The sequence below is a fragment of the Amycolatopsis endophytica genome (assembly GCF_013410405.1).
GTDB classification, from domain to species: Bacteria; Actinomycetota; Actinomycetes; order Mycobacteriales; family Pseudonocardiaceae; genus Amycolatopsis_E; species Amycolatopsis_E endophytica.
The window spans coordinates 5,010,329-5,026,671 of the sequence record NZ_JACCFK010000001.1 but is presented as its reverse complement, the minus strand read 5'-3'; the positions used below and the strand labels follow the sequence as shown (position 1 = coordinate 5,026,671).

Below are 16,343 nucleotides of genomic sequence, written 5' to 3'. Positions count from 1 at the left end.
CACCTCAGGGATTCACGATGATCTTCATGGCGCCGCTGCCGCGATCATTGAAGGTCGCCAGCGCCTTCTCGTACTCCGCCAGCGGGAAGCGGTGCGTGATGAGCTCCCCCACCTGCATGCGGCCGTCGGCGACGAACGGGATGACCCGACGCATCTCCCCGGCCGAGGCCCGCGACCCCACGAGCTCCAGTTCGTCGAGAACGAGCGACTTGCACGCCAGCAGCACGTCCTCGGTGGGGATCCCGACCATCGCGCAGCGCCCGCCTTTGCGCAGCATCGCCAACGCCCAGGTCAGGGTTTGCGGCACGCCGGCGCACTCCAGCACGACGTCGGCCCCGAAGCCACCGGTGAGCTCCCTGACCGCGGCGACCGGGTCACCCGCCACGGTGTCCACTGTCTCCGACCCCAGCGCGCCGGCCTTCTGCAGCCGGTATCCGCGACCGACGACGATCACGCGGGCCGCCCCGCAGATCCGCGCGGCGTCGGCGGCCAGCATGCCGATCGCGCCCGCGCCGGTGATCGCCACCGTGTCACCCGGTTCGATGCCGCCGCGCCGCGCGACGTGCAACGCGATGCTGGCCGGGTCGATGATCGCGCCCTCGTCGTAGGAAACCGGGTCGGGAAGCCGGAAAATGCACTTGACGTTGTGCACCGCGTAGGTAGCGTCCACACCCTGGTGGTTGTGCCCGTACTGGGCGTGCAGACCCGGCTTGCCGTAGTTCTCGCAGAGGTTGTAGCGCCCCTCGACGCACTTCTGGCACACGCCGCAGGCGTTGTGGCTGGTGCCGGCAACCCGGTCACCGACCTTCCAGCCGAGTTCCCCGGCACCGGGGCCGAGTTCGACGATGTCGCCGGCCCACTCGTGGCCAGGGGTGAACGGGAACGCCGGGGGCCAGAAATCCGGGTAGTCCCCGTTGATCAGGTGGGCGTCGGTACCGCAGATCGAGGTCGAGCGGACCCTGGCGAGGACCTCGTTCGGCCCCGGCCGCGGAACCGGCTTCTCCTGGATCTGGAGAACGTTCGGCTTCAGCACGACCAGGGCTTGCATGGTGTCGGTCATTCGGGATCTCCGCGTCGTTCGTGGTTGAAGAACGTCCACAGCGCCGGGCCACTCCTCCGCGGGCCGTGGCGTGCCACGAGGTTCTATCGATAATCGAAACCTAATGTCCGCGTGGCACTATGTCAATGAACTATCGATAATCGATTGGAACTTCGGGAAACCCAGGTCAGGAGACCTGGGCCGCGCCGTCAACGCTGTCGACTCCGCCGGTCGCGGACGCGTGGTCGAGCATGAGGGAGCGCACGTTGAGCTGGTGACGGCGCGCGGCCTCGGCCGCGCCGTCGGCATCCCCGGCTGTCAGCGCCTCGAGGATGCCCTGGTGCTCGAGCACGATCTCCCGGACGTCCACGTCCGGCAGCGTCAGGGTGAGGAACGTCCGCGCGAAGGGAGCCAGCTGGCTGAAGGTCTGCTCGAGCGCACGGTTGCCCGAGGCTTGCACGATGATCTCGTGAAAGCGCACGTCAGCGTCGGTCACCGCGGGAAAATCCCCGTCGGCGAGCTTGTCGAGCATGTCATCCACGAGTTCCCGGAGCGAGGAAAGAGACGCCGGGCTCATGCGCGCGACCGCCAAGCGCGCGGCCAGACCATCGATCTCGGCACGCACCTGACTGACGTCGGCGAGTTCTTTCGCGCTGGGCATGCGCACCCGCGCACCGCGCCGGGCGTGCATCGTGATGACCCCGATCGCAGCGAGCTCGCGCAGCGCATCGCGCACCGGTGACTGGCTGATGCCGAGCTCCTTGGACAGCTGGAACTCCACCACGCGCTCGCCGGGCTTGTAGTGCCCGTGGATGATGCGGTCGAGAACCAAGCGCTTGACCTTGTCCGACAGCAGGTCTCCACCGAACTCGGCAGCCAAGCCGTTCTCGGCCATCAGGCAGGTCTCCTTCATCGATGCGCGGCCTCGCGCCTGGGGCGCGCGGCGCCCCGGGTGGTCACTTGCCCACCGAGTCTCTCAGATCCAGTCGGCGCCTGGTCTCATCCGGCGTGGCGACGTCGCGGTGGAGCAGCCGGGCCATCTCCGCGATCCGCCGGACCTGGGCCGCGTTCGATTCGGCGAGCTTGCCGGGACCGTCCCACAACGAGTCCTCCAGCCCGACGCGGGCGTTCCCGCCCAGCGACAACGCGATCGAGCCGAGCCGCAGCTGCGCGGCACCTGCGCCGACCACCGACCACTCGAAGTCGTTTCCGAACAGCCGCAAGGCGGTCCGGCGCAGGTGCGCCAGGTCCTCCAGATCGGCGCCGGTCCCGCCGAACAGACCGAGCACCGTCTGGATGAACAGTGGCGGCCTGACCAGCCCGCGATCGAGCATGTTGGCGAGGTTGTAGAGGTGTGCGGTGTCGTAGCACTCGAACTCGAAGCGCGTTCCCTGATCACCGCAGAGCTTGAGGATCCGCTCGATGTCGGCGTAGGTGTTCTTGAAGACGATGTCCTTGTTCTCCAGGTGCCGACGCTCCCAGTCGTGCTCGAGATCCGGGAAGCGCGTCAGCATGGGGAACAGCCCGAAGTTCATCGATCCCATGTTCAGGGAGGCGAGTTCGGGGGCCAGCTGAACCGCGGGGGCGATCCGCTCGTCGACGCTCATGTGCGGGCTGCCGCCGGTGGTGAGGTTGATGATCACCTCGGATTTGTCCTTGACGGCGGCGATGACCTCCTTGAACAGGCCGGCGTCCTGGACCGGGTGCCCGTCCTCCGGGTCGCGGACGTGCAGGTGCACGATCGCCGCGCCCGCTCCGGCCGCCGCCAGGCTCGCCTCCGCGATCTCCTCGGGCGTGACCGGCAGCGCCGGCGACATCGTCGGAGTGTGGATCGCACCGGTCGGAGCGCAGGTAATGATCGCCGGCTTCGGCGCCTTGCCCGTCATCGTCCCTCCCAACGTGTTCATTATCGATAATCGATGATAACCTGCGTCCATGTCGTTGCCAAGGACCCGCGACGCAGCTGCGGACGGTGCGACTCCGGACGCCGGAGCGGCCGGAGAGACCGGTTTTCGCCGCGGAATCGCCTGGCGATCGCCGGAGCAGGTTCCCCCGAGGCGCGGAGCCCGCGCGTCAAGGGCGCGCCGGTGTGCTCCGCCGATCAAGCGGCTGCCGGCCACGGGCCCGCACGCGATCCATGCCCCGGACGACTTCGCACCAGCCGTGAGCCGGTCCTGGACGAGGCCGAGCCATTCCTGAAAGGACTGGGCGAGCGCCTCGCCACCGGACACCTCGCCGCCACGGCGCCGTTCTCAGCAGAGGGAGAGAAATCCTCATGAGCGTCAACACCGACCGCCAGAGCAAACCGGCCGGCATCGACCCCGAGCGCGGGCCCGCGGCCTTCCGGAAGCCGCAGGAGATCCTGGCCGCGCTGGCGTTACCCGACCGCGGCGACGTCTACTCGCTGTCCCTGCCCCGGTTCACTGGTATGCCGCTGTTCGGATCCCACCCGCCGTTTCAGGTCCACATGGCGCGCACTCCGGCCGGCCTGCGCGCCGAAGGCCGCCAGCCGTGGGGTCCGCGCAACGACGTCAACCTCGGCTACATGGCCGAACTGGTCAGCGCCACCTCGCACTGCGGGGCGCATGTGGACGCGCTGGCGCACATGACCATCGGCGAGGACGACCACTGGTACGGCGGCGGCAACGCTCGCGAGCACCTCGGCGACGGCGGTCCCCGCCACGGCGACGCCGCGAAACTGCCCCCGTTCATCACCCGCGGCGTCATGCTCGACGTGCCCGCCTACCGGGGCGTCGCGGCCTTGCCGAAGTCGGACCCGGTCACCGGTGAAGAACTCCAAGCGATCGCACGGCACCAGGACACCGAGGTGCGGCCTGGCGATGTCGTACTCGTTCGCACCGGCTACCTCGGCAAATGGCCCGACAGCGAAGCACTGGCCCGCCACGCGACCGCCGGACCGGACATCAGTGCGGCCCGATGGCTGCTCGACAGCGGGGTCGTCGCCGCGGGGAGCGATACCGAGACCTTCGAAGTGCAGCCGGCTCCCGATCCCGGCAACCCGGCCAACCCCCAGCCGGTGCACACGCTGCTGCTCATCGAGAACGCGATCTACCTCTTCGAGTCGATCTACCTCGAAGAGCTCGCCCGCGACCGCGCGTACGAGTTCCTGTTCGTGGCCTTGCCCATCAAGATCGAGGGAGCGACCGGCTCGATGCTCGACCCGGTCGCCATCGTCTGACCTCCCCAGGCCCGACTCGCCGGCCGGCGCGGTGCTCGCGCTGTTCGGGGACTCGATTCACCCGACCGTCGCCGACGTTGCGCGGGCGCGATGCGGCGAGCGCCAAGGCGATCCGCTGATTCGCGGGGGCGGCCGGCGCGCTCTCGGCGGCGCGGGCCGGAAAGTTGGTCGCCCGCGCGAACGGGCTCGACGAGCTTGCCCGAGACCCCGCGTGCGGCTGCCTCGTGGCGCAGGGACGATCCCGGCGCAGGAACTGATCGCGATCGGGTGCCCGCCGCCGTGGGCCGCGAGGATCGGCAGAGCGGACCGCCTCACCTGCGTCATCCCGAAGACGTTGGTGTCGGACAGCGCCCGGATGGTGTCCACCGGCGTGGACTCGAAGACGGAGAACAGGCCGGCGCCGACGTTGTTGACGACGCGGTCGAGCCGGCCGAAGCGGGCCGGATAGAGTCCAAAGTGCCCGGCTGTGGCCTTGCCGAGTTCCGAGGAGCTGCGTTCCACCCGGCAGGCCCTCGCCCCCCGCGCACGCGCGCGCGAGGAGTTCCTCCCGCATACCCGGGGAGAGCTGGGGGAAGTAGGCGCTGGTGCCGCCCAGTCGCACGACGAGGCCGGGGTGTTCCGCCGGTGCGGCGTGGTACTTCAGTTCGCTGCCCGCGCAACCACACGGCACCGGCGGATGACCCGCCCTCGCGCGGGACCGCGATCGGGGAGGCCCGGACGAATACCGAGGACACGACCACTCCCCCGCGGCGTCCCGACGGGGACTGTTTCACGATCGGCGGGTCCGGCCCGGCACATCGGGAACCGTGCGCGGGGCGGCCGGCCGCGGAGAGGACCGAGCACCTTGGGCACGCCGGGCACGCTGACCAGACCGGTCGTGAGGGCAGGACCGGCCCCTGTGGCACGCGGCCCCCGGCACCGCTACTCGGATCACGGACGGCGTGGTCGCGGAGATGTCCCGCCCGCGACACACTCACCCGCTCTGTGCGGGTTCCGGGGATCGGACGACACCCATGCCTGCGGAAGGAGCGGACACATCGGCCATGACGGAGAGAAGGTGGCGAGCAACCTCGTCCGCGGCCGAGGCCGTCGCACCGGCCAGCGTCAGCATGTCCTCTCCCGCGGACCGGCACGCGGCGATGTTTCGCTCGATCGCATCCAGCATGGCTGTCCGCAGCTCGGTGTTGACGTTGACTTTGCCGACTCCCGCGGAAGCCGCGGCGCGCAGATCAGTCTCGGCCAGTCCGGAGGCGCCGTGCAGGACCAGGGGCACGTCGCCCGCCTGCGCGCGTATCGCGGCCAGCAGCCGCCAGTCGAGTGCGGGCTCGCCCCGGTAGAGGCCGTGCACGTTGCCCACGCCGCAGGCGAGCAGCTGGGCACCCGAGGCCGTCAGGAACGGGCTGACCGTCGCCGGATCGGTTTTCCCCGCCATGTCGGCGCTGTGGGCGCCGGCTTGGTCTTCGGCCCCGGGCACGCTTCCGAGCTCCGCTTCCACCACCACTCCGGCGGGTCGGGCGAATTGCCGGACCCGCCGGACGAAGGCGGCGTTGTCCTCCGGCGGCAGGTGTGATCCGTCGGCGAGCACAGCGTCGGCGCCGGCGTCGATTCCTCTCCGGATCACCGCCTCGTCCTTGGCGTGGTCGAGCTGGACGCAGACCGGCACGGCCGAGTCGTCGGCGATGTGCCGCAACGTCGCGATCAGCTTCGGACCGGAGGCGGCGGTGGCGCTGGAGGGCGCGACGAGAAGGACGACCGGAAGCCGCAGAGCCTCGGCCGCGGCGACGACGGCCAGCGCGGTGTCGGCGCCGTAGCAGGTGAACGCGGGAACCGCCGCTCCCGCCTTCACCTGCCGCGTCACCAGCTCCCGGAGGTCTGCTCTCACCGCGCGCCCGCCGCGGCGAAGTCGGAGGCGAGCCGCTTGCGCATGGTGGCGATCGCGATCAGGCCGATCAGGCACGTCGTGGCGACGAAGTAGTAGGGCGAGCGCAGGTCGTGGGTCTGCTGGACGAGCCAGGTGGCCACGTAGGGCGCGGTGCCGCCGGCGATGACGACGGAGATGTTGGTGGCCAGCGCGGTGCCGGTGTAGCGGACCTCGTCGGGGAACAGGCGGGGCGTCAGGGTGAACGAGGCGACCTGCAGGAACGCCATGTTCACCATGATCGCGACGTAGCCGAGCGCTGCCAGGCCGAGGTTGCCGATGTCCATCAGCAGGAACGCGGGGTAGGTGACGATCGCGTACCCGGCGAGCCCGATCGTGGCGACCTTGAACGTGCCGATGCGGTCGGCGAGGCGCCCTGTGAAGGGCATCAGTGCCACGGCGAAGAGAGTTACGCCGGCGGTGATCCAGTACACCGGCGACTTGGGGTAGTGCAGGTTGGACACCAGGTAGATGCTGATGAAGGTCGATCCGATGTAGGCCGCGCCCTGGACGCCGACTCCGAGGGCGGTGGCCTGCAGCAGCGAACCGGGGTAGCTCTTCAGCGCCGTCACGAGCGGGAAGCCGTGCTTGCCGAGCGAGACCTTCTGGTCGATGTCGGGCAGCATGCGGCGGGCGAAGTAGCAGACGACGGTCAGCGGCAGACCGATCAGGAACGGGATGCGCCAGCCCCAGGTGTTGAGCTGCTGGGTGGCCAGCACGCCGGAGACGATGCCGATGGCGGCCGAGGCGATCGCGAAGCCGCCGTTGGTGCCCATGGGGGTGAAGGCGCCGTAGCGGGCCCGCTTGCCCCGGGGCGCTGCTTCGGCGATCACCGTCGCGGCGCCGCCGACCTCCCCGCCGGCGAAGAACCCTTGGGCGACGCGCACGAGCACGAGCAGGACCGGTGCCAGTACCCCGGCCACGGCGTAGGTCGGCAGCACGCCGATCGCGGTGTTGGCCACACCGATGCCGATCACCGTGACCATCAGCGCCTGCCTGCGCCCGTAGCGGTCGCCGACCCAGCCGAAGAAGATCCCGCCGAGCGGGCGGACCACATAGGACAGTGCGAACACGGCCAGCACCGCCAGCAGGGACGCGACCGGGTCGCTGCCGGGGAAGAACAGTGGCGCGATGATCGTCGAGACGTAGCCGTAGAGGGCGTAGTCGTAGTACTCGATGAGGGTGCCGATGCCGCCGGCAAGGGCGACGCGACGGACTTGCGCCGGGGTGCGGACGGTTCCGGAATCGCCGGCGGGTCGGCGGCCCTCGCTTCCGGCAGGGGCGGCGGCTTCGTTGCCGGTGGTCATGATCGGGCTCCTGGGTTGTCATTGAGGTAGTCGCGGACGATGTCGTCGAAGGACTGTTCGGGCTCCAGGCCGAGGGAGTGCGCACGGGGGGTGCGGAACACGGCGGGCCAGCTGCGCACGATCACGCCGATGAGCGGGTCGTCGGTCCAGTCGATGAGGTCGCTGGTGCCGGCGCCGGCGACGCGGTCGAGCGCGGCGGCCATGTCGCGGGGTGTGGTGGTGAGGGCGGGCAGGTTCATCGCGGTGCGGCTGCCCCAGGTGGCCTCGTCCACTTCGGCGGCGCGCAGCAGGCCCTCGAGCGTGCGCCGGGGTGAGGACAGCGCGATCGGCGTGTCGGCGGGGACGGGGCACACCGCGCGCTCCCCTGCCAGTGGTTCGCGGATGATGCCGGACAGGAAGCTCGACGCGGCGGCGTTCGGTTTACCGGGCCGGACGGACACCGTCATCAGCCGCACCGACCGGCCGCGCGCGAAACCCTTGCGGGTGTAGTCGGCCACCAGCTGCTCCCCGATGAACTTCTGGATTCCGTAGCTGGACTGCGGCCGCGGCACCGTATCGTCGTCCACTACGTCCAGCGGCGGCAGCGCGGGGTCGTTGCCGAACACCGCGAGCGAGCTGGAGAACACCAGCACCGGTGGGGCCGGCAGGCCGCGTGCGTACTCCAGCAGGGCACGGGTGCCGTCGAGGTTGGTGCGCATGCCGAGGTCGAAATCGGCTTCGGCGGCGCCGCTGACCACTCCGGCGAGGTGGAAGATCGCGTCCACCTCGCCGAGTTCCGGCACGGTGTCGCCGAGTTCGCCGACGAGCGGCCGCACCCGGGGGTCGGTGGACAGGTCTTCCTGGGGCGGGACGAGGTCGGCGAGGACCAGCTCGCCGACCTCGGCGGGAGCCGTTCCGCCGAGCGCCACGGGGCCGGCCAGCAGCCGCCGGGCGAGGAGCGTGCCGAGGAATCCGGAACCTCCAGTGATCACGATCCGTGTGGTCACAGTGCCTCCAGCCGGTCGATGACATCCGCCAGTGAGTTCTCGTCGCCGACGTTGCCGGCGAACACGACGTAGGGAAGTCCGCGCGCGGGGCCGGAGACCGGCTCCCACAGCGACACGATCCCGGGCAGCATCGACCCGCGGACCCACGCGCGGTCGATGCCCAGCGAGACGGTGGCGACGTCGGACGAGGTGATCCCGCCCTTGGCGACCACGAACGCGGGCCGTCGCGCCTGGACGATCCGGCGGGCGGTCGTGGTGAGCGCGGCACTGACCCGCCGGGCGATGTCCAGGCTTTCGGCCTCGTCGGCGCCGGCGACCAACTTGCGGGACGTGCTCAGCACGACCAGGTCGCTCCCGAGCGCCTCGACCGCCCGCGCCACGGCGTCGTGGATGTGGTCCTCGGCGTCGTCGAGGATGGCCGGGACGTCCAGTTCGACGTGGGCGAAGTGGCGGCGCTCGCCGAGCCTGGCGAGTTGCCTGCTGGTGAGCCCGACGTGCGAGCCGACGACGACCAGTCCGTGCGCGTCCGGCCGGAGGAGCGTGGCGAGGGTGTCGTCCTCGATCGGTGGTGTGGCGTCCTGTCCGGTGCGGGCCCGGACGAACGACGGCCCGACGCGATAGACCAGTGTCTTCCCGGCTTCCTCAGCGGCCAGGATCGCCAGCACCCCGGCGCGGAGGTCGTCGTCTTCGGCGGTGTCGAGAACGACGACGCCGTTGAGCCGGTCGCACAGGCTCTGCGTGGTGCCGCCCCGGATGTCGTCGAGGGTCAGTTCGGTGACATCCGCGGCGGGGATGCGGCCGGCGCTCTTCTCGGTCACCCAGTCGGCCAGACGGGAGGAGGTGAAGCCGAACGTGGCGTCCTTCGCGAACTCGGTGTCGGCGACCGGGGTCAGGCCGTCGGCGGAGCGCAGGTAGTGCGTCCCGCCGAGCGTCACCCGTCCGGCGTCGGTGAAGGCGGGCGCGAGCACGACGGCGTCCACGGTGTCCCCGTGTTGGGCGAGCACCTCGCCGATGACGTCGGTTTCCAGCGGGAAGTGGCCGCGCAGGGTGGAGTCGCTGCGGCTGGCGAAGACCAGCCCGGCGCCTTCTCCTTCGGCGGCTCGCAGACAGGCTGTCACGACTTCCCGGTCGCGCGCCGCGGCGTCGGCCGGGGCGAGGCTGCGGGTGTTGGTGAGCACGAAGAATCCGGCGGTGTCCTGGCGCAGGGCCCAGCGCACGTCCTCGACTGTCCACCGCGTCAGCACCGGCAGGTCGCGCACGGTCTGGGTACCGGTGGGGTCGTCGTCGAGGAACACGACGCGGCGCGCGCCCGCGAGTGCCGCGCGCACATCGGCGGCGGTCACCCTGCGCACCGGGGGCAGAGGCGCGGTGGTCACTCCACCCCTCCGACGGCGAGCAACAGCCGCATGCGGTTCGCGGCGAGTTCGGGGTCGGGGAACAGGCCGAGTGCGTCGGTGAGGACGAACAGGTCGGTCAGGTGCTGCAGTGACCGCATGCCTTCCCGGCCGGTGACCATCCGGAAGTGGTCCTGGTGCCCGGAAAGCCAGGCGACGAAGACCGTGCCGACCTTGTACCGGTCGGCGGGCGCCTCGAACATCTTGACCGCCATGGGGATCGAGGCGTTCAGGGTGTCGGCGAAGCCCTGCTCATCCCCGGCGTCGAGGGCGGTGAACGCGGCCGAGGCGATGGGCGCGAGGGGGTCGAGCACGCCGAGCAGGCCGTGGCTGTGGTGCGCCCCGTCGCCCAGCAGCAGGTTCGTGTAGCCGTAGTCGTCGCCAGTGAACACCTTGACCCCGGTGGGCAGGCGGCGGCGGAACTCCTTTTCCAGTTCCTCGTCGAGCAGGCTGAACTTGATGCCTTCGAGGCGGTCGGCGTTCTCCCGCGCCATGTCGATGACGACATCCATCGCGCGGCGCACGTCGGTGTGTCCCCAGTAGCCGGCGAGTGTGGGGTCGAAGCCGGTGCCCAGCCAGTGCACGATCGCGGGTTTGTCGGTCCTGGCGAGCACGTCCCGGTAGACCCCGAGGTAGTCGTCCTCCGACTTCGCGGCGGCAACCAGCGCGTGACTGGCGCGGATCACCGCGGCGCTGCCCTGCGCCTGCACGAACTCGAGCTGTTCGGTGTAGGCGTCGACGATTTCGGACAGAGCCGGACGGGGCGAGGTGATCTGGTCGGTACCGGCGCCGGCGACGCAGGCCGCGCCCGCCTCGCGGGCGGCGGCCACACCGAGCCGGATCAGTTCCTTCGCCTGCGGCCACTGCAGCCCGCCAGGGCCGCGTTCGGTGGTGTCCATGGCTTCCGCGATGCCGATGCCGTAGCTGAACAAGTGCTTGCGGAAGGCGATCGTAGCTTCCCAGTCGATCGGCGGCGCCTGACCGGGCTGGTAGTCGGCGCGGGCGTCGGCGACGACGTGCGCGGCCGCGAGCACGGTGCGCGAGGTGAACGGTGCGGGATGGCGCGGGTAGTCGACCGGTTCGTGCATGGCGTGCCGGACGGTGCCGCCGCCGGCGGTGGGCAGCACGAGGTCGGTCGAGGCGAGAGTGGTCACGAAGTGGTTCTCCTTGAGGCGTTCAGGACCAGGCGGCGGCGCCGCCGGCGCGTTCGCGGTCGCGTTCGGAGCCGACGACACCGGCGGCTTTGAGTTCGGCGATCCGCTGCGGGCTCAGGCCGGCGGCGGTGAGGACGTCGTCGTTGTGCTCTCCGATGGTGGGCGGGACGTGGCGCAGCCGGGCGGGCGTGTCGGAGAGGGAGACGGGCATGCCGACGAACTTGACCGGACCGACACCGTCCACTTCGGATTCGAGTACCAGTCCGTTGTGCCGGACCTGCGGGTCGTCGAACACGGCGTCGTAGTCGTGGACGGGTGCGACGAGCACGTCCTCGGCTTCGAAGCGGGCCATGATCTCCGCGCGCGGGTACTTCGCGATGGCGTCGGCGAGCAGGCCGTGTGTCTCCCGGGGATGTTCGCGCAGGCCTTCGATGGTCTGGAAGCGCGGGTCCTCGGCGACCTCCCGCGGGAGGTCGCAGGCCCGGGCGGCGCGTTGCCACTGCTGGTCCACGTAGAACTCGCCGATGAGGGTGAACCACAGGCCGTCGGCGGCTTCGTAGTAGCCGTATAGGGCGGTGTTGTGAGCGTGCGCGATGCCAGCTCCAGGGCGGTCGAACCGCTGCCCGGTGTTGAGGTAGGTGGTGCCTTCCTGCAGGTGGCTGGTGATGGCGGCGTTGAGCAGGTTGGAGTCGACGACCTGACCGCGGCCGGTCTTCTCGCGGGCGGCCAGCGCGATCATCATGCCCTGGGCGAACTGCATCGAGGCCAGGTAGTCGATCATGAAGGTGCCGGTCGGCACCGGTCCGGTGTCCTGGCTGCCGGTCAGTGCCATGAGCCCGCTGATCGCCTGTGCGGCGAGGTCCTGGCCGCGCCGGTGCGTGTAGGGACCGGACAGCCCGTACCCGGAGGCGTAGGCGACGATGATCCGGGGGTTGATCTTCGACAACTGTTCCCAGCCCAACCCGAGGCGGTCCATCACGCCGGGCCTGAAGTTGCTCGCGACGATGTCGGCGTCCTTGGCGAGAGTGTGGATCAGGTCCCGTCCGGCCGTGGATTTGACGTCGACGCTGATGCTCTTCTTGTTCCGGTTGGTCGCCGACCAGTGCGGGCTGTAGCCGCCGGCGAGGAACGGCGGCTGGAACCGGCCGATCTCACCCTTGTCGATCCGCTCCACCTTGATCACCTCGGCGCCGAAGTCGGCGAGGACCTGGGTCGCCGAGGGGCCCTGTTCGAGCTGGGTGAAATCGAGGATGCGGATGCCGTCGAACGCGTCGGTCATGAGTGGTGCGGCCTTTCTGTGTCACGGCGCGGGCGGGGCTTGAGCCCGGCCGGGCCGGCCCGGAACAGGCGAGGGTCCATCAGCCGGGGCTCGGTTCGCAGGACGGGCGCGAATCCCATCCGGTCGAGCACGTCCCGGTGCAGGTCCACTCCGGGCGCGATCTCGACGAGCTCCACACCCTCGCCGGTCAGCCGGAACACGGCTCGTTCGGTCACGTACAGCACGCGTTGCCCGCGCCTGCAGGCCCGTTCGGCATTGAAGCTGATGTGGGAGACCTCGGGAACGAATTTCGGGTAGCGGCCGTCGGTGGTGATGGCGAGCTTCCCGTCGTCAAGGCGGACTTGGAGGCCGCCGCCACGCAGGGTTCCGCAGAACACGATCGTGCGTGCCTTCTGGCTGATGTCGATGAAGCCGCCGGGTCCGATCGGCTTGCCGCCGGCGGCCGCGACGTTGACGTTGCCGCGCCGGTCGATCTCGGCGAACGCGAGCCCCGCGAAGTCGAGCCCGCCGCCATCGTAGAGGTCGAACTGGCCGGGCATGTCGACGATGGCCGAGGGGTTGATCGCGGTGCCCGAGTCCAGGCCCACGCCCGGCAGGCCGCCGAAGATGCCCTGCTCGACCGTGAGGGTGAACCGGTCGAGGAAGCCTTCCTCCAGAGCGACGTAGCTGATGCCGTTGGCCATGCCGACGCCGAGGTTGGCCAGGTCCCCTTCACACAGTTCGACCGCGGCGCGGCGGGCGACGACCTTGCGCTCGTCGAACGGCAGCGGCTCGACCTCCGTCGGCTGGTTGGGCACGGTTCCGGTGCGCCTCGGGTCGTCGACGGTGACCGGTGTCTGTTTCGGGTAGCCGGTGAGCACGACGTGGTCGACCAGGGGGCCCGGGATGCGCACCCGGCCTGCCGGGATCTCCCCGCGGTCGACGAGTCGTTTGACTTCGACGATCACGAGGCCACCGCTGTTGTGGGCAGCCTGGGCGAGGGCGAGGTTGTCGCCGATGGCGGCTTCGTCGTCCATGCCGATGTTGCCGTCGACGTCCGCCTCGGTCGCGCGCAGCAACGCGACGTCGAGGTCGAAGCCCGGGTAGAACAGCCATTCCTGGCCGCGGAGGGTGACCAGTTCGCTGAGCCCCTCGGGGGTACGGCTGTTCATCCGGCCCCACTGCTGTCGCGGGTCGACGAAGGTGCCGAGGCCGATGTCGGTGAACAGGCCCGGCCTGCGCGCGGCGATTTCCCGGTACAGCAGGGAGATCGTGCCGGCGGGCAGGCCGATCGCCTCGACCTCGTTGCCCGCGATGAGGGCCTGTTGCCGTGGCGAGAGCACGAAGTGGGATCCGATGAACCGGCGCACCAGGCCCGGAATCGCGATGTGGTCGATGCCGCGGCCTTCGTGGTCGCCCAGCCCCATCACGTGCACGACGTCGAGCCCGGCCGGGCCGTGGTCGGTCTCCCACCGCTGTTCGAGCGCGGTGAGCAGCGTTTCAGGCACCTGCAGCAGGGATCCTGTGCCGCCGACCGCGACGGTCGCGCCATCGGCGATCAGGTTCACGGCCGCGGCGGGCGTCAGGTGCAGGTCCGAGCGTCGGTGTCCGGAGGGTGCGGCGTCGAGCGGGATCACACCATCACGTCCCCACCGCACACGTTGACGCATTCGCCGGTGATGTAGGACGCGTCGTCGGAGGCGAGGAACGCGACCGCGGCGGCGACCTCATCGGGACGGCCGATCCGGCCGAGCGGATTGGCCGCGATCCGCCGCGCCAGCGTCTCGGCGGGATCCTGGCCGGTCAGACGCCCGGTTTCGGTGCTGCCGAGGTCCGACATGGCGGTGTCGATCCGGCCCGGCGCCACGGCGTTGACCCGGATACCGCGCGGCGCGAGCGCGGCGGCGAACGACCTGGTCAGGCTCAGCACGGCCGCCTTGGACGCGGCGTAGTGGGGCGAGAACGGGTTGGGCAGCAGCGCCTGGATGGAGGAGACGGTGACGACGGAACCCCCGTCGCGCAAGAGCCTCGCGGCCAGCTGCAGGGTGAGCAGGGCACCTCGCGCGTTGATGTCGAGCACGCGGTCCCAGTCGGCGGCGTCCAGTTCCGCTGCGGGGGCGAAGGTCTGGATGCCGGCGTTCGCGACGACGACGTCCAGCGGCTGGTCCAGCTCGTCGAACGACGCCGGCACGGCGACGTCCAGCGTGCACGCGTGAGCTCGTACCCCCTTGTCCTGCAGTGTTTTCACGACCGCCTGCGCCTGCGCCGGGTCGACGTCGGCTACGACCACTTCAGCGCCCTCGGTGGCGAGCCGGTCGGCGATCGCGCCTCCGATCCCCCGGCCGGCGCCGGTGACGAGTGCTCGCCGTCCGGCGAACCGGTCCGCCATCAGCCGGCGGTCCGCTCGCTCGCGGTGACGCCGTCGAGCGGCACCTTGGACAGCAGCTCGACCTTCTGCCCTCGCTGGCACACGCGGCCGTCCTGGTCCACCACCTCGACGTCGAAGGTCACGATGGCCTGGTCCGGTTTGGACTTCGAATCCCGCATGTCCGCGACGGAGTAGTTCACGAAGATCGTGTCCCCGAGGAAGATCGGTGCGACGAACCGCCAGTCCTTGATGCCGAGGAACGCGATTGCGGTGCCGCGCAGCAGTTCGGTGCGCGGCCACATCAGACCGTGGGCGTAGGCCAGCCCGAGCATCCCGTGAGCGATACGCCGCCCGAACTGGCTCGCCCGCGCATAGACGTCGCTCGTGTGCACCTCGGAATAATCCCCGGTGAGCCCGGCGAACCCGATCACGTCCGCGTCGGTGATCGTGCGACCCGGACTGCGGAACGAGAGCCCGACCGACAGGTCTTCGTACAGCAGCCCCTGACGCGGGATCTCCTTGCCCATACCTGACTTCCTTCCTCTGCCCCGACACCGCTGTCGTCGAGGGCGGTCTCCGTCGACATCGGAACCTTACACAATCGGAACACCATTCGAAAGTGGAACACCATTCTGCTAAGGTGGGCACGAGGTCACCACACCCGGGCGACGCGAGGGCGGCGCTCGGCTACCCTTGCCGGACTGCGGTGCGGCGGAGAGCGGGAGTCATGGCGGCAGGAGCGTTGTCACGCGGTCTCGGGGTTCTGCAGTGCCTGATCGGCTCTCCCGACGGGGTGCCGCTGGCCCGGATCGCCGAGAGCGTCGATCTGCCGAAGAGCGCCGCGCACCGCATCCTCGTCACCCTCGTCGAGGAGGGCTTCGTGCGCCAGCTGGAGCCCACCGGGAACTACGCGCTGACGCTGAAGATCGTCAGCCTCGGCCTGCGCCACCTCGCCAGCAGCACCATCTTCGAACTGGCCGTGCCGGTGCTCGCCCGGCTCGCGGCCGAATCCGGGCAACTGGTGCGGCTGGGCCTGGTCGACGGCGAGCAACTGCTGTGGGTCGCCAAATCGCAGGGCGCCCGGGGTGGTCTGCGCTACGACCCCGACCACGGTTCGGAGATCCCGTTCGGCTCGTCGGCGAGCGGACTCGCCTGGCTGTCGCGGCTCGGCGACGACGAGGCGCTCCGCCTGGTCGCCCGGCAGAAACCGGATGACCGGCACCCCGCCGGCCACAACGCGCCCCGCACACTGACCGAGGTACAGGAACGGATCCAGGAGGCCAGGGCCACCGGCTGGGCCCGCGTGCACGACAGCGTGGAAGAGGGCATTTCGGCGATGGCCGCGCCGCTGGTCGACCCGGACAACGGAGCGCCGCTGGGAGTCGTCAGCATCGCCGGACCGAGCCTTCAGTTCCCGAACGCCCGCATGGAAGAACTGGCACCCAGCCTGCTCGCCACGGCCGCGGAGCTGTCCGGTCTGGCCGGCGGCCTGTCGCAGGAACTGCGCGCGCACAACCAGCTCGGCGTCGCGGGCTGACGCAATCCCTGGAGGGACCCCGTCCGCGCCTGAACACCCGGCCCGCGAGCCGGCCGGCTCGCGCCCAGTCCCCGATCACTCCCCGCGATGTCCCGGATGGACCGGCCTCCGTCGTGCCGGACGGCGACTATCCGCCGCCGTTCGCTCGCGCACCGGAAACCGGGACGGTCCGGCCGGGACCTT

The 16,343-nt window shown here is 70.3% G+C and carries 15 protein-coding genes; 2 read left to right on the top strand and 13 right to left on the bottom strand.

What is annotated here, in order from left to right; all coding sequences use genetic code 11:
* Window positions 1-4: 4 nt before the first annotated feature.
* From HNR02_RS24735 to kce, 3 genes are all read right to left on the bottom strand, one after another.
* Entirely contained in the window at window positions 5-1,060 is a 1,056-nt protein-coding gene (locus HNR02_RS24735) for a zinc-dependent alcohol dehydrogenase (RefSeq protein WP_179775501.1), read from the bottom strand.
* Between the two features lie 166 nt (window positions 1,061-1,226).
* Window positions 1,227-1,934 carry a GntR family transcriptional regulator gene (locus HNR02_RS24730; RefSeq protein ID WP_218903078.1) on the bottom strand — a complete coding sequence of 236 codons (708 nt, stop codon included), beginning with the start codon at window positions 1,932-1,934 and terminating at the stop codon, window positions 1,227-1,229.
* 61 nt (window positions 1,935-1,995) lie between these two features.
* A complete protein-coding gene (gene kce / locus HNR02_RS24725; RefSeq protein ID WP_218903076.1) occupies window positions 1,996-3,270 on the bottom strand; it encodes a 3,5-dioxohexanoate:acetyl-CoA acetone transferase in 1,275 nt (424 codons plus the stop codon).
* Window positions 3,271-3,314: 44 nt separating this feature from the next.
* Here kce and HNR02_RS24720 point away from each other — a divergent pair, with 44 nt between their 5' ends.
* The gene (locus HNR02_RS24720) at window positions 3,315-4,238 is read left to right on the top strand and encodes a cyclase family protein (RefSeq protein WP_179775499.1); all 924 of its coding nucleotides are present in this window, start codon (window positions 3,315-3,317) and stop codon (window positions 4,236-4,238) included.
* Between the two features lie 57 nt (window positions 4,239-4,295).
* On the opposite strand, the gene HNR02_RS36820 is transcribed toward HNR02_RS24720, so the two are convergent.
* The 10 genes from HNR02_RS36820 to HNR02_RS24670 all read right to left on the bottom strand — a co-directional run bounded on the left by HNR02_RS36820 (window position 4,296) and on the right by HNR02_RS24670 (window position 15,150).
* Complete coding sequence (locus HNR02_RS36820; protein WP_179775498.1) at window positions 4,296-4,739, bottom strand: SDR family NAD(P)-dependent oxidoreductase; 444 nt, start codon at window positions 4,737-4,739, stop codon at window positions 4,296-4,298.
* 472 nt (window positions 4,740-5,211) lie between these two features.
* Entirely contained in the window at window positions 5,212-6,120 is a 909-nt protein-coding gene (locus HNR02_RS24710) for a class II fructose-bisphosphate aldolase (RefSeq protein ID WP_179775497.1), read from the bottom strand.
* The gene (locus HNR02_RS24705; protein ID WP_179775496.1) at window positions 6,117-7,463 is read right to left on the bottom strand and encodes an MFS transporter; all 1,347 of its coding nucleotides are present in this window, start codon (window positions 7,461-7,463) and stop codon (window positions 6,117-6,119) included. Before HNR02_RS24705 ends, HNR02_RS24710 begins: the two co-directional genes overlap by 4 nt.
* A complete protein-coding gene (denD, locus tag HNR02_RS24700; RefSeq protein ID WP_179775495.1) occupies window positions 7,460-8,449 on the bottom strand; it encodes a D-erythronate dehydrogenase in 990 nt (329 codons plus the stop codon). Before denD ends, HNR02_RS24705 begins: the two co-directional genes overlap by 4 nt.
* Window positions 8,446-9,825 (bottom strand): four-carbon acid sugar kinase family protein, encoded by a 1,380-nt coding sequence (locus HNR02_RS24695; protein ID WP_179775494.1) that lies wholly within the window; start codon window positions 9,823-9,825, stop codon window positions 8,446-8,448. The genes denD and HNR02_RS24695 overlap by 4 nt, the downstream gene beginning before the upstream one ends.
* Entirely contained in the window at window positions 9,822-10,997 is a 1,176-nt protein-coding gene (locus tag HNR02_RS24690; RefSeq protein ID WP_312861124.1) for a DUF993 family protein, read from the bottom strand. Before HNR02_RS24690 ends, HNR02_RS24695 begins: the two co-directional genes overlap by 4 nt.
* 22 nt (window positions 10,998-11,019) lie before the next feature.
* Window positions 11,020-12,276, bottom strand: coding sequence for a CaiB/BaiF CoA transferase family protein (locus tag HNR02_RS24685; RefSeq protein ID WP_179775493.1), 1,257 nt, complete (start codon window positions 12,274-12,276; stop codon window positions 11,020-11,022).
* On the bottom strand, window positions 12,273-13,892 hold the full coding sequence (locus tag HNR02_RS24680) for an acyl CoA:acetate/3-ketoacid CoA transferase (protein ID WP_179775492.1): 1,620 nt from the start codon (window positions 13,890-13,892) through the stop codon (window positions 12,273-12,275). Before HNR02_RS24680 ends, HNR02_RS24685 begins: the two co-directional genes overlap by 4 nt.
* The gene (locus HNR02_RS24675; RefSeq protein ID WP_179775491.1) at window positions 13,889-14,644 is read right to left on the bottom strand and encodes an SDR family NAD(P)-dependent oxidoreductase; all 756 of its coding nucleotides are present in this window, start codon (window positions 14,642-14,644) and stop codon (window positions 13,889-13,891) included. The genes HNR02_RS24680 and HNR02_RS24675 overlap by 4 nt, the downstream gene beginning before the upstream one ends.
* Entirely contained in the window at window positions 14,644-15,150 is a 507-nt protein-coding gene (locus HNR02_RS24670; RefSeq protein WP_179775490.1) for a MaoC/PaaZ C-terminal domain-containing protein, read from the bottom strand. The genes HNR02_RS24675 and HNR02_RS24670 overlap by 1 nt, the downstream gene beginning before the upstream one ends.
* Before the next feature lie 200 nt (window positions 15,151-15,350).
* On the opposite strand from HNR02_RS24670, the gene HNR02_RS24665 reads away from it, so the two are divergent.
* Window positions 15,351-16,160, top strand: a complete 810-nt coding sequence (locus HNR02_RS24665) for an IclR family transcriptional regulator (RefSeq protein ID WP_179775489.1) — start codon at window positions 15,351-15,353, stop codon at window positions 16,158-16,160.
* The last annotated feature ends 183 nt before the right edge of the window (window positions 16,161-16,343 follow it).